At 39.3% G+C, this 15,342-nt stretch carries 15 protein-coding genes; 5 read left to right on the top strand and 10 right to left on the bottom strand.

Annotation, left to right across the window (positions count from 1 at the left end):
• Positions 1–112 precede the first annotated feature (112 nt).
• Positions 113–1,096, top strand: coding sequence for an RNA polymerase sigma factor, RpoD/SigA family (locus FJR38_RS06170; RefSeq protein ID WP_168495540.1), 984 nt, complete (start codon positions 113–115; stop codon positions 1,094–1,096).
• Positions 1,097–1,538: 442 nt separating this feature from the next.
• A complete protein-coding gene (locus FJR38_RS06175; protein WP_168535972.1) occupies positions 1,539–2,297 on the top strand; it encodes a hypothetical protein in 759 nt (252 codons plus the stop codon).
• 53 nt (positions 2,298–2,350) lie between these two features.
• Here the strand turns inward: FJR38_RS06175 and cobO are convergent, their stop codons facing one another.
• From cobO to FJR38_RS06195, 4 genes are all read right to left on the bottom strand, one after another.
• Entirely contained in the window at positions 2,351–3,037 is a 687-nt protein-coding gene (cobO, locus tag FJR38_RS06180) for a cob(I)yrinic acid a,c-diamide adenosyltransferase (RefSeq protein WP_168535973.1), read from the bottom strand.
• 124 nt (positions 3,038–3,161) lie between these two features.
• Positions 3,162–3,479 carry a DUF433 domain-containing protein gene (locus FJR38_RS06185; protein WP_168495534.1) on the bottom strand — a complete coding sequence of 106 codons (318 nt, stop codon included), beginning with the start codon at positions 3,477–3,479 and terminating at the stop codon, positions 3,162–3,164.
• Positions 3,480–3,521: 42 nt separating this feature from the next.
• Positions 3,522–4,934 carry a hypothetical protein gene (locus FJR38_RS06190; protein WP_174763897.1) on the bottom strand — a complete coding sequence of 471 codons (1,413 nt, stop codon included), beginning with the start codon at positions 4,932–4,934 and terminating at the stop codon, positions 3,522–3,524.
• On the bottom strand, positions 4,927–5,328 hold the full coding sequence (locus FJR38_RS06195; protein WP_168535974.1) for a hypothetical protein: 402 nt from the start codon (positions 5,326–5,328) through the stop codon (positions 4,927–4,929). The genes FJR38_RS06190 and FJR38_RS06195 overlap by 8 nt, the downstream gene beginning before the upstream one ends.
• Before the next feature lie 130 nt (positions 5,329–5,458).
• Here FJR38_RS06195 and FJR38_RS06200 point away from each other — a divergent pair, with 130 nt between their 5' ends.
• A complete protein-coding gene (locus FJR38_RS06200; protein WP_168535976.1) occupies positions 5,459–6,262 on the top strand; it encodes an Rpn family recombination-promoting nuclease/putative transposase in 804 nt (267 codons plus the stop codon).
• 71 nt (positions 6,263–6,333) lie between these two features.
• On the opposite strand, the gene FJR38_RS06205 is transcribed toward FJR38_RS06200, so the two are convergent.
• Genes FJR38_RS06205 through FJR38_RS29245 form a run of 3 tightly spaced genes read right to left on the bottom strand, consistent with a single transcriptional unit; the run spans position 6,334 to position 9,599 of the window.
• Positions 6,334–7,155 carry a CHAT domain-containing protein gene (locus FJR38_RS06205; protein WP_168535978.1) on the bottom strand — a complete coding sequence of 274 codons (822 nt, stop codon included), beginning with the start codon at positions 7,153–7,155 and terminating at the stop codon, positions 6,334–6,336.
• Positions 7,094–8,662: a tetratricopeptide repeat protein gene (locus FJR38_RS29240; RefSeq protein WP_168535980.1), complete on the bottom strand. Its 1,569-nt coding sequence runs from the start codon at positions 8,660–8,662 to the stop codon at positions 7,094–7,096. Before FJR38_RS29240 ends, FJR38_RS06205 begins: the two co-directional genes overlap by 62 nt.
• Positions 8,613–9,599 carry a tetratricopeptide repeat protein gene (locus tag FJR38_RS29245; RefSeq protein WP_168535982.1) on the bottom strand — a complete coding sequence of 329 codons (987 nt, stop codon included), beginning with the start codon at positions 9,597–9,599 and terminating at the stop codon, positions 8,613–8,615. The genes FJR38_RS29240 and FJR38_RS29245 overlap by 50 nt, the downstream gene beginning before the upstream one ends.
• A 101-nt stretch (positions 9,600–9,700) precedes the next feature.
• Between FJR38_RS29245 and speY the strand changes: the two genes are divergently transcribed.
• Positions 9,701–10,849, top strand: coding sequence for a deoxyhypusine synthase (gene speY, locus FJR38_RS06220; protein WP_168535984.1), 1,149 nt, complete (start codon positions 9,701–9,703; stop codon positions 10,847–10,849).
• A gap of 101 nt (positions 10,850–10,950) precedes the next feature.
• On the opposite strand, the gene FJR38_RS06225 is transcribed toward speY, so the two are convergent.
• Entirely contained in the window at positions 10,951–11,448 is a 498-nt protein-coding gene (locus FJR38_RS06225; protein WP_168495522.1) for a bifunctional nuclease family protein, read from the bottom strand.
• A 401-nt stretch (positions 11,449–11,849) separates the two neighbouring features.
• Here FJR38_RS06225 and FJR38_RS06230 point away from each other — a divergent pair, with 401 nt between their 5' ends.
• On the top strand, positions 11,850–12,506 hold the full coding sequence (locus FJR38_RS06230; RefSeq protein WP_168535986.1) for a riboflavin synthase: 657 nt from the start codon (positions 11,850–11,852) through the stop codon (positions 12,504–12,506).
• A gap of 167 nt (positions 12,507–12,673) precedes the next feature.
• Here FJR38_RS06230 and FJR38_RS06235 read toward each other — a convergent pair whose 3' ends face one another.
• Together FJR38_RS06235 and FJR38_RS06240 are read right to left on the bottom strand one after the other, a co-directional pair.
• Positions 12,674–14,359, bottom strand: a complete 1,686-nt coding sequence (locus FJR38_RS06235; RefSeq protein ID WP_168535988.1) for a M23 family metallopeptidase — start codon at positions 14,357–14,359, stop codon at positions 12,674–12,676.
• 156 nt (positions 14,360–14,515) lie between these two features.
• Complete coding sequence (locus FJR38_RS06240) at positions 14,516–15,331, bottom strand: biotin--[acetyl-CoA-carboxylase] ligase (RefSeq protein WP_168495632.1); 816 nt, start codon at positions 15,329–15,331, stop codon at positions 14,516–14,518.
• Positions 15,332–15,342: the final 11 nt, after the last annotated feature.

A 15,342-nucleotide genomic window follows, 5' to 3' on the forward strand; every position in this document is an offset into this window, starting at 1 on the left:
ATGTAATTGCTGATGATAGACCTCTATAACCAGTCATGTTTATAGAAAGCTTAGTAATTCGTCTGTGTTGAAAAATATTTATTGTATTTATGGAGTAGAGGATAAAGCACCAATGCCTACTGTTAACAATCATACGGAAAATATCAATGCTAAATTTACGGCGGATATGGTGCGAACCTATCTGCGGGAAATTGGTCGTGTACCTTTGTTGAGCCGTGAGCAAGAGATTGTTTATGGTAAGCAAGTACAGCAAATGATGACACTGCTAGAAGCAAAAGAAGCTTTAAGCAAAGAAATCGAACATGAACCTAGTTTATCAGAATGGGCTGCTCATGTTAACCAATCTGAAACAGAACTAAATCAATTGGTGATGCAAGGTAAGAGAGCCAAGCAAAAAATGATTGAAGCGAACCTGCGTTTGGTAGTAGCGATCGCTAAAAAATACCAGAAGCGAAATATGGAATTTCTGGATTTAATCCAGGAAGGAACTTTGGGACTAGAAAGGGGTGTGGAGAAATTTGATCCTATGCGGGGTTATAAATTCTCAACCTATGCTTACTGGTGGATTCGTCAAGCAATTACAAGAGCGATCGCTCAACAAGGTCGTACCATCCGTTTACCAATTCATATTACCGAAAAACTGAACAAAATTAAAAAAGTTCAACGGGAATTAGCGCAGAAGTTGGGAAGATCCCCATCACCAGTAGAAATTGCGCGGGAACTAGAGTTAGAACCTGCTCAAATTCGTGAATATCTAAACATGGCGCGTCAACCAGTCTCTTTAGATATCCGTGTTGGTGATAACCAAGATACTGAGTTGCAAGAAATGTTGGAAGATGATGGTCCATCACCAGAGTATTATACTACTCAGGAATTCTTGCGTCAGGACTTAAATAACCTACTTGCAGAACTCACACCCCAACAGCGCCAAGTTTTAGCCTTACGCTTTGGGTTAGAAGATGGACATGAAATGTCTTTGGCGAAAGTCGGTGAACGGTTGAATCTCAGCCGCGAACGAGTCCGTCAATTAGAGCATCAAGCTCTTGCACATTTACGTCGCCGTCGAGCTAATGTCAAAGAATACATTGCCAGCTAGGAATGCAAACGCACAGCAGCGTATTTCAAAACATCCCTCTTGGTGATGCGCCTCCTAAATCAGGGGGCGATTTTTTTTTGTTTTTTAGGAATCTCGTCCGAAATCTCCAAGATTGCTGTTGTAGTTAAAAATAGACAAGTGATTTGGACTGTGGATGCAATATCTATGATCACAATTTGCTTATACAAATTCTCTAGGGGTCTTATCGTTAAAAAAATATTTTTCATCCCCCAAATGGGTGAATACCTTGGGTGAAGCCTTAAATTTTTAAACAATGATATTGTCAAATTATCAACCAAAATCCCGGAAAAATTCATTTTTAGATAGTTTTTAATCCCAATAATATATATAAAACCTTTGAGGGAATTACGAAGTATCAATAGTTAGTTATCATTCTAGCAAGTTTGAAAGCAGTAGTTAAGTTTGTTACAGGAGGAACGGGGTGTTTAATCATATTTCTAAATTCATTACTTCTAGCATATTAAAAGTTCCCGTCGCTGGCATAGTTCTTTCTATGAGTGTTTTAGGTATTAGTTATGCTGGTGAACAACATAAAGAAATACTGCCCTCTAAAGCGATCGCTACTAATTATGTAATTCCTACCCATCAAAGTCAGGTTAATTCTCAACCTGATCTTTTATCACGGCTTAGAGAGGTGAAAGAGGCAAGAATTCAAAAACAAAGTAATCTTGATAGTCATAACTTTACAAAAGTTGAAAAATCGCCAGTTGCTAATTCCCATGAAGAGTCTGCTGAAAGATTAACGGAAAATCTCACAACATTATCTACAAATACCAGAGAACTAGATAGAAAAGGAATAGTTCAATTTCCACAACAAGATGGTATTTATCTTTATGGACAGTCTGCAACACCAAATCAATTAGGACAAGGTTATATCCTCTTTCAAAAACAACAAGGTAAAGTTATTGGTGCTTTGTATATGCCTCAATCAGAATTTAGTTGTTTTCAAGGGGCTTTGGCTCAGTCTGGAGAATTAGCAATGACAGTAAGAAGTTCACCAGGTGAACTGGGGACAATGGAAATTTCCACAGCTAGTACAATTCCCAAATTCAATGATGATGAATCCACAAGTTATGCTCACTCGGTAACTTTGCAAGACTATCATCCCCTCAAGTTTTTAAGTGCTAATGATCGAGAAATGTTGCAGAAGTGTAAACAGGAAGTAAATGGTGTTAGGTAGAAGGCAGGATGCAAGGGGAAAGGGAGGAGATGTTTCCCCATTCCCAATTTAGATTAATATTCAATTCCTGCTTGAGCTTTCACACCTTGATCGCGGAAAGGATGTTTAACTAATGTCATTTCTGTTACTAAGTCGGCTTTTTCAATTAATGCCGGGGGTGCGCCTCTTCCAGTGAGAATTACGTGCTTGTCTAGTGGTTTTTGGGCTAAACCTGCTAACACTTCTTCAACTTGTAAATAACCTAGTTTGAGGGCGATATTAATTTCATCTAAAAGAACTAATTTAAAATCTGGGTTTTGGATAAATTCTAAGGATTTTTCCCACGCAGCAGCAGCTTTATCAAGATCCCGATCACGATCTTGAGTTTCCCATGTAAAGCCTTCACCCATGGCGTGAAATTCTAGTTGTTCTTCCCAATGGCTAAAAGCGCGTTTTTCTGCTGGTTCCCATGCGCCCTTTATGAATTGGACTATTGCTACTTTGTGTCCATGTCCGAGCGATCGCAACACCATTCCTAAAGCCGCAGTAGTTTTACCTTTACCATGACCAGTATTAACAATAATTAAGCCTTTTTCAGATATGGCTTTAGCTATTCTTTGATCTTGGACTTCTTTCCGTCGCTGCATCTTTTGACGGTATTTGTCGTCAGTGGGGGATGATGACATCACCTCATCAATTAAACGGGAAATTTCTTGATCTGCTGGATCTGTATTTAGTTCTTCTGGTGTGTCGCTTTTCATAAACCCTGTTGATAAATAACTGTTAACACTAAGAGAATGAAGTATAATTTTTCGGCTTTGATAAATTCATTAGTCATGATAGACGAGAAATCACATAAGTTCTGTTAGCTGCGATCTTAAAAATTCAAAATTGTAATAATTTATTTTTTTGGTGATTTTTAAACATAAGCACTTCTGCTTCGAGTCGTTGGCATTCTTCTTGATATCGAGCAAATTCAATATCTAGTAATTCCTTATTAGCATAATAATAAGCCAACGCAGTGTAAATACCTGCAATTGTCAAATAAGGCTTATCTTCGATAATTTCTTCTGGGGTCATACCAGATTTAATCTCATTGACAATATACTGAACAGTAATGCGAGTGTCAACAATTCGCAGACGACCGCCACAAGTACCTGGTGTGCTAACAATCAAAGTGGAAATATCTGTGAGGGTTGGCATCGGTTGGTAAATAAATCCTTAGATATAAGTTTATTATAAGTCCTAGAAGCGTCTAATAAGACGGAAAATAAAGAACATTACTATAGCTGAAACAATACCAATACTTACACTCCAACCAAAAACTTCAACCCGAAATGGCAGATTTTCTGTATTTTTATAGTCGTTAGGTGAAGCGAGAATCACCGCAGAGGCTATTTGACTGGTGGCTAATCCCACACCAGCGATCGCTATGGTCGTATTCAAAGTGCGATCGCTTTTTGTCTGTTCTAAATCAATAATACCTTGGATTGTACTATTGAGATTTTGTAGTAATATTAAACCAGGGCTAAGATTTTCATAATCTGCATCTACTTGAAGCTGATATTTTTGCGCGTAAATTTCACTTTCACTAAACCTTTTCAAAACTTCCAAATCACTACCTGGATACTTTTTTTCGATTTCAACTAATCTTAATTTGTAATTATATAAATTTAGCTTAATTGTGCGACTGTGATTTTCTAAAAAATTTAAAGCAATGGTATAATCGGAGAGATTAATTAAATTGTTTGTCAAAGTTGTTTGTAAATCACTTAACTTTAAATTATTAGTTTGCAATAATCGAGTTAACTGACCAGCTTGTTGAATCGAAGGTTGAACATCAACATATTCTTGTTTAAGAATACGTTTTTGATAGCGACTTTGATAATATGCCCAAACTATTTTATGACGATATTGCCACAGTTTTAAAAAATCTTGATATAATTTCTTTACCTGTTTTCGCATTTCATCGGGTGAAATATGCTCAGGAAATAACCAAATTAAGATATGTTGATTTAATTGTCGAAATTTATTCCAAAACTCTTTACCTTCTACTTCTAAATTTTGGGGATGATACCATATTTCAAATATTTTACCTTCACCTAAATCACCTTTGCCAATTAAATCTCGTTGCCAATTATAATCATTAACAACTTGAGTATAGCATTTTTGAGCTATTTCTTCTATTTCTAAATCAGTTTTAGGGCTGGTTAGCTTTCCCCATAATAACAAAGTTTGTCCAATTGTTCCTGTTTGTTCTCCAATCAGATTATTTATTTTTTGTTTGAGGTTTAAAAATGGTTTATCATCAATATTTTGAACATCATCATTAGGTTGACCATTAGCATCTAATTTACCAGAATAATCAACTAACAATGAATAAGTATCATTAACTTGTAAAGGGTAGTAATAGCCATCTAAAGGACTAGGAAATTCTCTAGTTCTACTTTCTAGAAGTTCTATATCTTCAGCGTCAAAATTTTTATATTTCTCAAATTGTGCTACTTTTTGCAAAAACTCCTTTTTACCAAGATCATTGTATATTTTTCGGCAGAAGTTCTCACAATTTTTATTTACTTTGGTTTCATCTTCTCCTAAACCATCTTTCAAATCATAGAGAAATAAATTAATGGTGGGATAAATAATTTGTTCAGTCATTATTTGTGTTACCTGTAATAAATGCGAGAACTTTGGTTATGAAATTGGAGGTAGCAACTTTTTTAGCAGTATCTACAGAATCATAACTATTAAAAACATTAACTGCTGCATTCGTCAATTCATTAGTTGGTTTATTGTTTAAAGGTTCAGGTGGTAAACTTTTGTTTCGTTCACCGATAAGACCGCGAATTTTCAAGACTTCCTGCTGATAAATCCGATCTAAATCTGGATAACTTTCAGCTATTAAGTCCAAACCACGAATATTGCTAGAATTTAACTCTATAGCTTTACCAATATTATTAATTTGAGATTGAATATCAAAAGGCAGTGGTGTATCTAACTGACCAAGAGCAGTTAAAAAAGCAAATACACTGATAATATCGTTGTCTTTCATGGTAAATTTGGTAAAAGGTAGATACAAAAAACTGGTAGCTTAATTTTATTTGACATCATTTAGGTTAACATTCATAAAACTTTTCAATGTCTACCCTAACTGAATAGATTGTCAAGGCTTTATAAATATCATGTACGACAATATCTGTAAATATCTCGCCGAGAATTTTAAAGACGATTTAGCAACATGGTTACTAGGTTCACCAATTAAATTAACGGAACTTAGCCCTACAGAATTATCAAATGAACCAATTCGCGCTGATTCACTAATATTATTACAATCGGATAATTTAGTGTTACATATCGAATTTCAAACAGACCCTGAAGATCATATACCATTTAGGATGTTAGATTACCGTGTGAGAGGATATCGGCGATTCCCTCATAAAGAAATGCGTCAAGTAGTGATTTATTTGCGAAAAACAGGTTCTGAGTTAGTCCATAAAAACAGTTTTAAGTTAAGCAATACTTACCATGCTTTTGAAGTTATCCGTCTATGGGAGCAACCAACAGAAAGGTTTATGAGCGTTCCTGGGTTATTGCCATTTGCTGTGCTAAGTCAGACAAAAGATCCTACAATAGTATTAAGCCAGGTGGCACAAGCTGTGGCAGCAATTAAAGACCAACAGCAACAACGAGATATAGCCGCTGCTACCAGCATTTTAGCAGGGTTGGTGTTAGATAGAAATGTAATTAAGAAAATCTTTAGGAGTGAGATGATGCGCGAATCAGTGATTTATCAAGAAATTCTTGAGGAAGGTAAAGCCAAAGGTATGGCTGAGGGTAAGGCTGAAGGTAAAGCCAAAGGTATGGCGGAAACAGCAAGAAAGATAGCTTTAAATTTGTTGGGAATTGGTATGAGTTTAGAACAAGTTGCTCAAGTTACTGAATTATCTATTGAGCAGGTTCGGGTTTTGCAACAGGAGATTATTTAGGCTGAATTAAATATCTTTCAGAACCCAGATTTCTTTAAGGAGTCGGGGTTTTTTGTTGGTTTTAAATTAAGTTAAAAGCCTGTAATGGTAAAACCTGCCCAATAATAAGGATTTGCATATAGTTTTTTCTGTTTTTCGGCAATAGACATTGATGGTATAGCTGCAATATATGGGCGGATAAATGGACGTAATGGTACTTCTTCTCTGGGTAGTTTGGAGAAGATTAAGTTATAAATTCTCTCTAGTTTGGCAAATGTTAAATTAGATAACCATTTTTGAGATTTTTTTAAGGCAATTGCTGGTGGTTGGCCTTTTTTTAGTTGCCAATAAAAATAAATCATAAAAAAGCCGCTGGAGTTGTCGGGTACAGTCCATAGTGTACTAATAACGGTGTTTACTCCTTGGGCAAGAAAGGCACTGACTAAACCTACATATTCCGCCGTGATAGTTTGTTGGTTGGTAATGGCTGTTTCACAAGCAGAAAGGGTGACAAGTTGATATTTATTTAAGTTGGGAATATTGTAAATTTCTTCTAGTGTTAATAAGTCTTTGCCGCTTAATGCTAAGGCAGATTTTAGGGGATTGTTGAAGTTATAAAAACTATGTCCGGTAAAGTGCAAAATACCATGATTATTTTGCAAGGCGTTGATAACTTCTTGGTTGGTGGCTTGGTTTTGGGCGAGTTGTTGAGAAATTGGGAATAGTTGATTAATGGCGGCTGATTCTATTTCTGCGTATGGTAAGCTACCGTAGCCTTCATGATTGGGGTTTTCGATGCTGAGTATGGGTAATTGATAAATTGGGGTAGGGTTAGGGTTGATTTTTTGTAAGTTAATCCCCATTTGGGCGCTGGGTAGGTAGGTAATGGTGAAGTTGGGGGGGAAATATTGCATGGAGTGGGAATAGGTGTAAGTCGCGGTGAGGTATTAAAATTAGGTTTTGGATGGAGTTGGATTCTTGATCATTGATGATGTTGACAATGGCGGCTATGTCGAGAATTTCCCTGAGTTTTTGTAGTGTTGAGGGTAGGTGATCTCGCCAAGTGGGTTGTGTTTCTGGTGGGGAATCTTTGCCTTTGCGGTGTTTACTGTATTCCTCGTTCCAGGTTTTTGTCCAGGTTTCAAATTGCTGTAAGTGTTGGCTGGAGGTTTGCAGAATAATGGGTGGTTTGTTCTCGGTGAGGATGAAGGTGTGGAGGGCGTAGGGGCTGAGATGCCAGTAAACTATGACTGTGGTGGGATTGAGGAGTTGTTGGATTTGGGCTAGTCTGGGTTGATTAGGTTCGGAAGTTGAATCTTCAAGCAAATCAGGTAACAGCCAACCTAAACAGGCGTTTTTGCCTTCCTCTGCTAACTCTAAGGCGGCACACCAGTTACCAGACTGCACTGCTAAATCAACGGTGAATTGTTGAAAACTTACAAATTTTAAGGTTAGTTGTTTTTTCTGGGTTGGGTTTTGAGATTCATCTAACAAGCGTCTCAATAAATCTGTTCCTAGTCGTTTCAGTTCTTGTGCTTCTGTGGTTTCGCCCAAATGCAAATGGACACGAATTAAGCCTCGTAAAACCTCAAGGCGCAATTGGGGAAAATCTGCCACTGTCAGGAATTTGAGGGACTCGTTATAACTTTTAACGGCTTTGCGGTAATAGGTGCGGCGGTGGCGTTGGCTTAAACCTTGGAAATAGTGAGCATCACCAATTTTCCGATGTAATAAACCTTGATCTTCTGGCTGAGGACAATATTTCAACCCTTCTTCATAACTTGCTAATTCGCCATCATAGCCACGCTGGTTAAGTTGAGGATTTCTTCTAGCCACAGCGCTTGATAAATTCAGGAAGGGATCGGAACTCCTTGATCGTCCAGCTGCCACACCTCTATTTAACCAAGCTTTGTGGTAATCAGGTTTAAATTGGAGTGCTTGGTCGTATGATGCGATCGCCTCTTCATTTCTTCCTAAATTCCCCAAGTCAACGCCCCGGTTGTTCCAAGCTGTGTGGTCATTAGGTTTAAATTGGAGTGCTTGGTCGTATGATGCGATCGCTTCTTCATTTCTTCCTAAATTCCCCAAGGCAACGCCCCGTTTGTGCCAAGCTGCGTGTGAATCAGGTTTAAATTGGAGTGCTTGGTCGTATGATGCGATCGCCTCTTCATATCTTCCTAATTTCTCCAAGGCAACGCCCCAGTTGTTCCAAGCATCGTGGTCATCAGGTTTAAATTGGAGAGCCTTGTCAAAGGAAACGATCGCCTCTTCATATCTTCCTAATTTCTCCAAGGCAACGCCCCGGTTGTTCCAAGCATCGTGGTTATCAGGTTTAAATTGGAGAACCTTGTCAAAGGAGGCGATCGCCTCTTCATATCTTCCTAATTTTCCCCAATGCAATGCCCCGGTTGTTCCAAGCATAGTGGTAATCAGGTTTAAATTGGAGAGCTTTGTTGTAGGAGGCGATCGCCTCTTCATATCTTCCTAATTTCCTCAAGGCAATGCCCCGGTTGTTCCAAGCATACTGGTAATCAGGTTTAAATTGGAGAGCTTTGTCATAGGATGCGATCGCTTCTTCATTTCTTGCTAAATCTGCCAAGATAACGCCCCGGTTGTTCCAAGCTTCGTGGTGATCAGGTTTAAATTGGAGAGCTTGGTCGTATGATGTGATCGCTTCTTTATTTCTTCCTAAATCCCTCAAGACATTGCCCCGGTTGTTCAAAGCTTCGTGGTGATCAGGTTTAAATTGGAGAGCTTTGTCATAGGATGCGAGTGCTTCTTCTTTTCTTCCTAAACGCTCCAAGGCAATGCCCCGGTTGTTCCAAGCTTCGTGGTGATCAGGTTTAAATTGGAGAGCTTTGTTGTAGGAGGCCAGAGCAGCTTCAAAATTTCCCGCCATAAATTGCTCATTACCACGATTTAACGAAGTTTCTGCTTCCCCAACTGCCTCTATTTCTTCATTTCCAGGTGGGATAGAAACATCATTCCTTTCCTGTGGTTGCAACTGTACCCCAATCTGATAAGCCACCTCACCCAAATCCATCCCCAAATCACGCAACAGTACCAAACGCCTACCTAACTCCTGATTGGGCGCATCAGCAACTAATAACCTTTCCCCAAACCCCCGCAACCAAATAATTAACTCAGTCTCAGCCACACCATTGGTAGCTAATAAGCCCTTGACTCCTGCCCTGGTCAACCCCTGTTCAACCTCAGCCAACAACCGGAAAAATAAAGCCTCATACTCAGTATCAGTTAACCGTCGCGCTGGTTTTACTTCCACAGGTGCAGAAGTGGGTTTTTTCACAAATATCCGCCGCCAAAACCTTTTGAGCCACTGCCAAATCCGTCTGAGCATGGTTGCTAATTCACATCGCTACAAAACATTTTAGCAACTTCCGTACATTTGAATACGATAACATTGTATTCAGCATATTTACTATTCAGGATTTCCCGAAAATGTCAAAACAGCAAGGTAAGAAAATTGCACCGATACCAATGTCTAACAATGTTAGCGTGGTTGATTTAATTGATACCTATTTTACCGCTTACAACTCAGCCCGGTTACGGGAAGCCTGTCAACTGCTGACTAAAGATGTGTTTCAAGAGGGTGTAACTGTCGGGGTGAGTCTTTCAGGAGCGATGACACCCGCAGGTTTTGGTGTTTCTGCTTTTGCGCCTTTAATTCGCAATGGTTTTATTGACTGGATGATTAGCACTGGTGCGAATCTTTACCATGATATGCACTATGGTTTAGGTTTTGAACTATTTGCTGGTAGTCCCTTTTTAGATGATGTCAAATTGCGGGAAGAAGGAACTATCAGAATTTATGACATTATTTTTGGTTACGACGTACTGCTAGAAACCGACGCTTTTATTCGCAAAGTTCTCCAAGCAGAACCTTTCCAAAAACGCATGGGAACGGCTGAATTTCATTATCTGTTAGGTAAATGTGTGTGGGAAGTAGAAAAGCAATTAGGTGTCAAAAATTCTTGCTTATTAGCCACAGCTTATGAATGTGGCGTACCTATTTATACTTCTTCTCCCGGTGATAGTTCCATTGGGATGAATGTCGCAGCTTTGGCTTTAGAAGGTTCAAAGTTGGTATTAGATCCCGCTATTGACGTAAATGAAACAGCAGCGATCGCCTACAGTGCGCGAGAAACTGACGGTAAAAGTGCAGCGGTAATTATTGGTGGTGGTAGTCCTAAAAACTTTTTATTACAAACACAACCGCAAATTCACGAGGTATTAGGACTAGAAGAACGGGGACATGACTTCTTTCTCCAATTTACTGATGCTCGTCCTGATACAGGTGGGTTATCGGGAGCGACTCCAGCCGAAGCTGTAAGTTGGGGGAAAATTGACCCAGATGAGTTACCTAGCACAATTGTGTGTTATACTGACAGTACGATCGCTTTGCCTTTGGTGACAGCTTACGTTCTTAATCAATGTCCACCCCGTCCCCTCAAGCGTTTATATGACAGACGCGAAGCTTTATTAGATACTTTGCAAAAAGATTATCTAGCAGCTAAAGACAAGCCAGTAAGTGAAAGTAGTCAAGAAAAAGTAGCTACTTATCCCTGCGGCACACCAGTTAAAAAGTAGTTCACGACTTACACAAAACATCTCAAAAGTAGGGGTAATTCATGAATTACCCCTACAAAAAAGTTAGGTTTTTGGTGAAATCCTCAGAAGTTTATCAGATTTTAGCTATCACCATTACCAAATCGCTTAATCAAATCCTCCGGACGAAGATTAGAAATAAATTCACGGAAAGCTTCCTGTTCAGCTTCATCAGCATCACGATCTACGGGAATAGAAGCATCAGCTACTACTTCTTCCATGACCCAAATAGGAGTATTTGTGCGGAGAGCAATGGCGATCGCATCACTAGGACGAGCATCAATTTCCTTTTTGACATCACCTTGTTGCAGGATCAACGCAGCATAAAAAGTATCTTTTTGGAGAGTATGAATAATAACTCGATCTAAAGTCATATTCCATGCTTCCAGAATATTCACGATGAGGTCATGAGTTAAAGGTCTAGGAGGCTTTTGATTTTCCATTGCCCCCATAATTGCCCTAGCTTGTTCCTGACCTATGTAAATGGGCAAAGCGCGACGATCTGAACCATCCTTCAGAAGTACAATCGGGCTGCGGGTGATCGCATCTAATGCTATACCAGCGACTTTCATTTCTATCATTTGGTTCAGCCTCTAAAATTCTTTAATCGCTTGGAACTATGTAGCAGATAGTACAGTTTCTCAGTTCTTTCTGGGACAGAAATTAACATAGGTCTTTTCTTGTCTATAATGCTTCTCTTAAACTCCGATAGCGTAGCGTGGCATCAGCCATATTGTTGGTAAATGACAGAAGTAACTTAACTCAAGAGTGAAGTTTGAAGTTTATCTATTCTTCATATTTTATCCTTGATCCTGCTTTCACCTTCTTCTTCAAGTATGCCTTGAGATTGATGCTAATGTATTAATATTCATTTACCAAATAAGGAAAGAAATTAAATTCAGAAGCTTTACATTTTCTCCTGGAATTATTAGTTGATTTCCGCCAGAATTAGGCAATAAATAGATTTACTTTTGCAAAAGCTGTGTTTACAGGATTAATTCAAGGTTTGGGAACCATAAAACCCTTAGAAGCAGATTCTTGGCAGATTAATTGTATTAGTCAGCCAGAGATGATCATTCAAGACTTAGCCTATGGTGATAGTGTGGCCGTAGATGGGGTATGTTTGACTGTTGAAGAAATATTAAGAGATGGGTTTATCGCCACTGCGTCACCAGAAACCCTCCGCCGCACTACATTAGGCAAAGAAGAAACTCAACAAAAATATGTGAATCTAGAAACATCGCTGCGGGTAGGTGGTAAAGTCGGCGGTCATTTTGTTATGGGTCATGTAGATGGAATTGGTCAGCTAATCACATCTGAACAAACTGCTACTTCGTGGGAAATGAAATTTGTTGCCCCAAAAGCGATCGCCCGCTATATAGTCCCTAAAGGTAGCATTGCTGTCAATGGTATTAGTCTGACTGTAGCTGACTATCACTCAGAGTCATCTCAGTTTACAGTTGCCGTCATCCCCTTGACATATAGCGAAACTAATCTTAGTCATTTAATCGCTGGTAGTTGGGTAAATTTAGAAGGAGACATCCTTGGTAAATATGTAGAAAAATTCCTAACGCCTGAAAATCATCATCAACAAGAGGAAATTACAAATGCCTTTTTAGCGGAAAATGGGTATTTATAGAGGGGGAAGGTGACAGGTTACAGGTGACAGGTGACAGAGAAGAGGCAGGGGCAGGGAGCAGGGGGGCAGGGGAGCAGGGGAGCAGAAATAAGTTTCCCAATCACCAACCCTTCAGCTACGCTCAGGGCAAGTCACCAATCCCCTATCACCAATCCCCTATCCCTAAATTACTGAGCTTGTGCTGTTCTTCTATCTTGTGTAGTTTGAACTAACTGGCTCAGGCCGCCTTGTAACTGTACACCTGGATCAACAGCAACCCATCCATTTTGGGTGAGGTGACGGACTTCAAAGTGCAGGTGAGGTCCAGTCGAGTTACCAGTGCTACCAACTCGGCCAATGACAGTTCCAGGTTCTACCCATTGACCGGGTTGAACAAGAATTTCTGACATATGTCCGTAGAGACTTTGTTGAGCAGAACTGTGATTGATAATTACAGTCAAACCATAACCACCTAACCAGTTAGCTGTTTCTACTTGACCTTTAGACGCTGCTAAAATTGGTGTTCCTGTGGGCGCACCTATATCTGTACCAGCGTGGAAACGACGATCGCCTGTGATAGGATGAATCCGCCAGCCAAATAAAGAAGTAATTGGTGCAGCAGCAGCTAGTGGAAATACCATTCCCGAACCACCACCACGATAAGCAAGAGTATTAGTATAAGGAACTTGTGGTAATACTGATGCTAGAGAGAAGTCATAAGACACCATGCTAGGACGGGGGGCAAAATTACCCTCAATCATCGGTGCTGGTAAACTACCTACCTGTGGAGCAATAGGAGTAGCACTCACAGTTGTAGTGCTAAATTCTCTAGGACTAGGAACAAAGCGATTAGCATTATAAGCAGCCTTTGTATGACTGTTAGTATTAGCTTTGGAAACCTGCCAATTATTTTGACTAACTTTACTAACACTACGCGCAACAGCCCCAGCAACACTATTATCCTGGTTTCTGTTTGCAGTTATAGTTGGTGCGTTTAATTTTCTTTGCGGGGAAACTGGAGATAATTTAGCAGTTTCACTTTTTTTCAGCCAAGTTGGTGATGATTCTTTTGACTTAGCCACACTAGGAGTCTGAGTAGCTTTAGCGCAACCACTTCCAGCACTTTGCCCTGCTGCTACAGTTGCCTGACAACCACTAGAACGTTCTGTAACGATGACAGAGCTAGGTGGTTCATAGTTACCTGTGGCTGTATTTTTGTAATCGGTAGGATCAATATAAGCGTTGTTATAATCCTTAGTGTTATTCCCTGTTTTCTTAGCAGTATTTTGGGAATTATTAACTGGTTGGGCAACTTCGGGAAGTTTTTTGATTACTGAGTCAGCTTCATTGACACTAGCGGTAGGTTGAGTATTTTCAACTTTAGGTTTTGTGATTCTGACACTAGCGGTAGGTTGGGTATTTTCAACTTTAGGTTTTGTGATTCTAACACTAGCGGTAGGTTGAGTATTTTTAACCTTGGGTTTGGTGATTCTGACACTAGCAGGAAGTTGATTATTTTCAACTTTAGATTTTGAATCTTTAACAACTTCTCTTGCTTCCGAAACATTTTTATTATTTAGCCTCTTTTTCAGCCTCACTTGTCGTTCTGAAAAATCTGGTTGTGACTTTACTGTTTCTGGAATCACAATTTCTTTCTGGACTGGATTTTTAACTGCTGTTGGTTGGGAATTCTCAATAGTGGGGACAATGTTATCTATTGAGGAAGTTTCCGATTGAGCAACTACAAAACCGCTACCGAGAAGACTAAAGCTACTTAACAAACAGAGGCTTTGTGCTGGTAGTCTAGAAGCAAAGCGTTTACTCATACCACCGTAGTAAAAATTTTTATGGGCAGATTTATGGCGCTGCGTCATTTGTTCTCTTTTGTTGTGTGTAATCAGTCTAAAGAAATAATGTCATTCAATTTTAGATTTTAGATTTTAGATTAACTCTAATCTCAAATCTCAAATCCAGAATTGCTTCAGCTAGTGGTTTACCTGTTCATGCAGTGACATTTTTAACAAAAAAAATCATAAAACAGAAGATTGACGATAACCCAAACTGATTGTACCTGGTTGGCAAGAAATTTCTGGTGTTACCGCTGCTTTTAAATCATCATTTGTCATTTTTAACCGGAGATTACCCTCTTGAGTTACTCCCACCACTGTACCTAAAAAATTATTGACATAAACTTGATCACCCATATTTGTGAGTACATCAAGATAGCGCGACAAGAGGATGTTTATTCCTTCTGTCTGTAGACACTCGATACCGGACTTAATTCCTATTAAAACTTGTGAGGTTAGCATTTCCAGGTGATTAATCATGTGATAATTCTGGGAATTTTGCCATATTTGCAGATTAATTCCGGTTTCTGGAACTGAGTTTGCCCAATTAATACCAACACCAATAACGGCTTGAGTGATTTGTCCTTTATTGACTTTTGTTTCAGTCAAAATGCCGCCTAGTTTGCGACCATCTAATACTAAATCATTTGGCCATTTTATGCCTACAGGTATACCACATTTTTGAAACTGTGCTGTAATTCCCCAAGCAGTGGCTAATGTGAGTTGATAACTATTGGTAGCTGCTAGTTGAGGCACTATGGACATCGAAAGATATAGACCACCAGTAGAAGATAGCCATTGACGACCCCATTGCCCCCGTCCAGCGGTTTGCTGAGTGGCTATAACTACAGAGTTGGTTTTTTCTGTTTGGTCAATTAGTTGCCACAGGGTTTGATTTGTGGAGGATACAGTGTTAAAAATATGTAGAGAAAATGGTAAATCTTGATGCTTATATTCTGCTTTCAAGCTATCTACCAAAAGTTGCTGATTAAATTCCACCGCAGTTCCCC

Source organism: Anabaena sp. UHCC 0253 (assembly GCF_009712085.1).
Taxonomy (GTDB): Bacteria; Cyanobacteriota; Cyanobacteriia; order Cyanobacteriales; family Nostocaceae; genus Dolichospermum.

Bases quoted from the DNA above. Each gene is read 5' to 3' on its own strand.
- FJR38_RS06190 (WP_174763897.1), bottom strand. From the start codon at position 4,934: ATGACTGAACAAATTATTTATCCCACCATTAATTTATTTCTCTATGAT.
- FJR38_RS06185 (WP_168495534.1), bottom strand. From the start codon at position 3,479: ATGCCAACCCTCACAGATATTTCCACTTTGATTGTTAGCACACCAGGT.
- cobO (WP_168535973.1), bottom strand. From the start codon at position 3,037: ATGAAAAGCGACACACCAGAAGAACTAAATACAGATCCAGCAGATCAA.
- FJR38_RS06235 (WP_168535988.1), bottom strand. From the start codon at position 14,359: ATGACGCAGCGCCATAAATCTGCCCATAAAAATTTTTACTACGGTGGT.
- FJR38_RS29245 (WP_168535982.1), bottom strand. From the start codon at position 9,599: ATGCTCAGACGGATTTGGCAGTGGCTCAAAAGGTTTTGGCGGCGGATA.
- FJR38_RS06195 (WP_168535974.1), bottom strand. From the start codon at position 5,328: ATGAAAGACAACGATATTATCAGTGTATTTGCTTTTTTAACTGCTCTT.
- FJR38_RS06170 (WP_168495540.1), top strand. From the start codon at position 113: ATGCCTACTGTTAACAATCATACGGAAAATATCAATGCTAAATTTACG.
- FJR38_RS29240 (WP_168535980.1), bottom strand. From the start codon at position 8,662: ATGCTTGGAACAACCGGGGCATTGCATTGGGGAAAATTAGGAAGATAT.
- FJR38_RS06225 (WP_168495522.1), bottom strand. From the start codon at position 11,448: ATGATAGAAATGAAAGTCGCTGGTATAGCATTAGATGCGATCACCCGC.
- FJR38_RS06200 (WP_168535976.1), top strand. From the start codon at position 5,459: ATGTACGACAATATCTGTAAATATCTCGCCGAGAATTTTAAAGACGAT.
- FJR38_RS06205 (WP_168535978.1), bottom strand. From the start codon at position 7,155: ATGCAATATTTCCCCCCCAACTTCACCATTACCTACCTACCCAGCGCC.
- speY (WP_168535984.1), top strand. From the start codon at position 9,701: ATGTCAAAACAGCAAGGTAAGAAAATTGCACCGATACCAATGTCTAAC.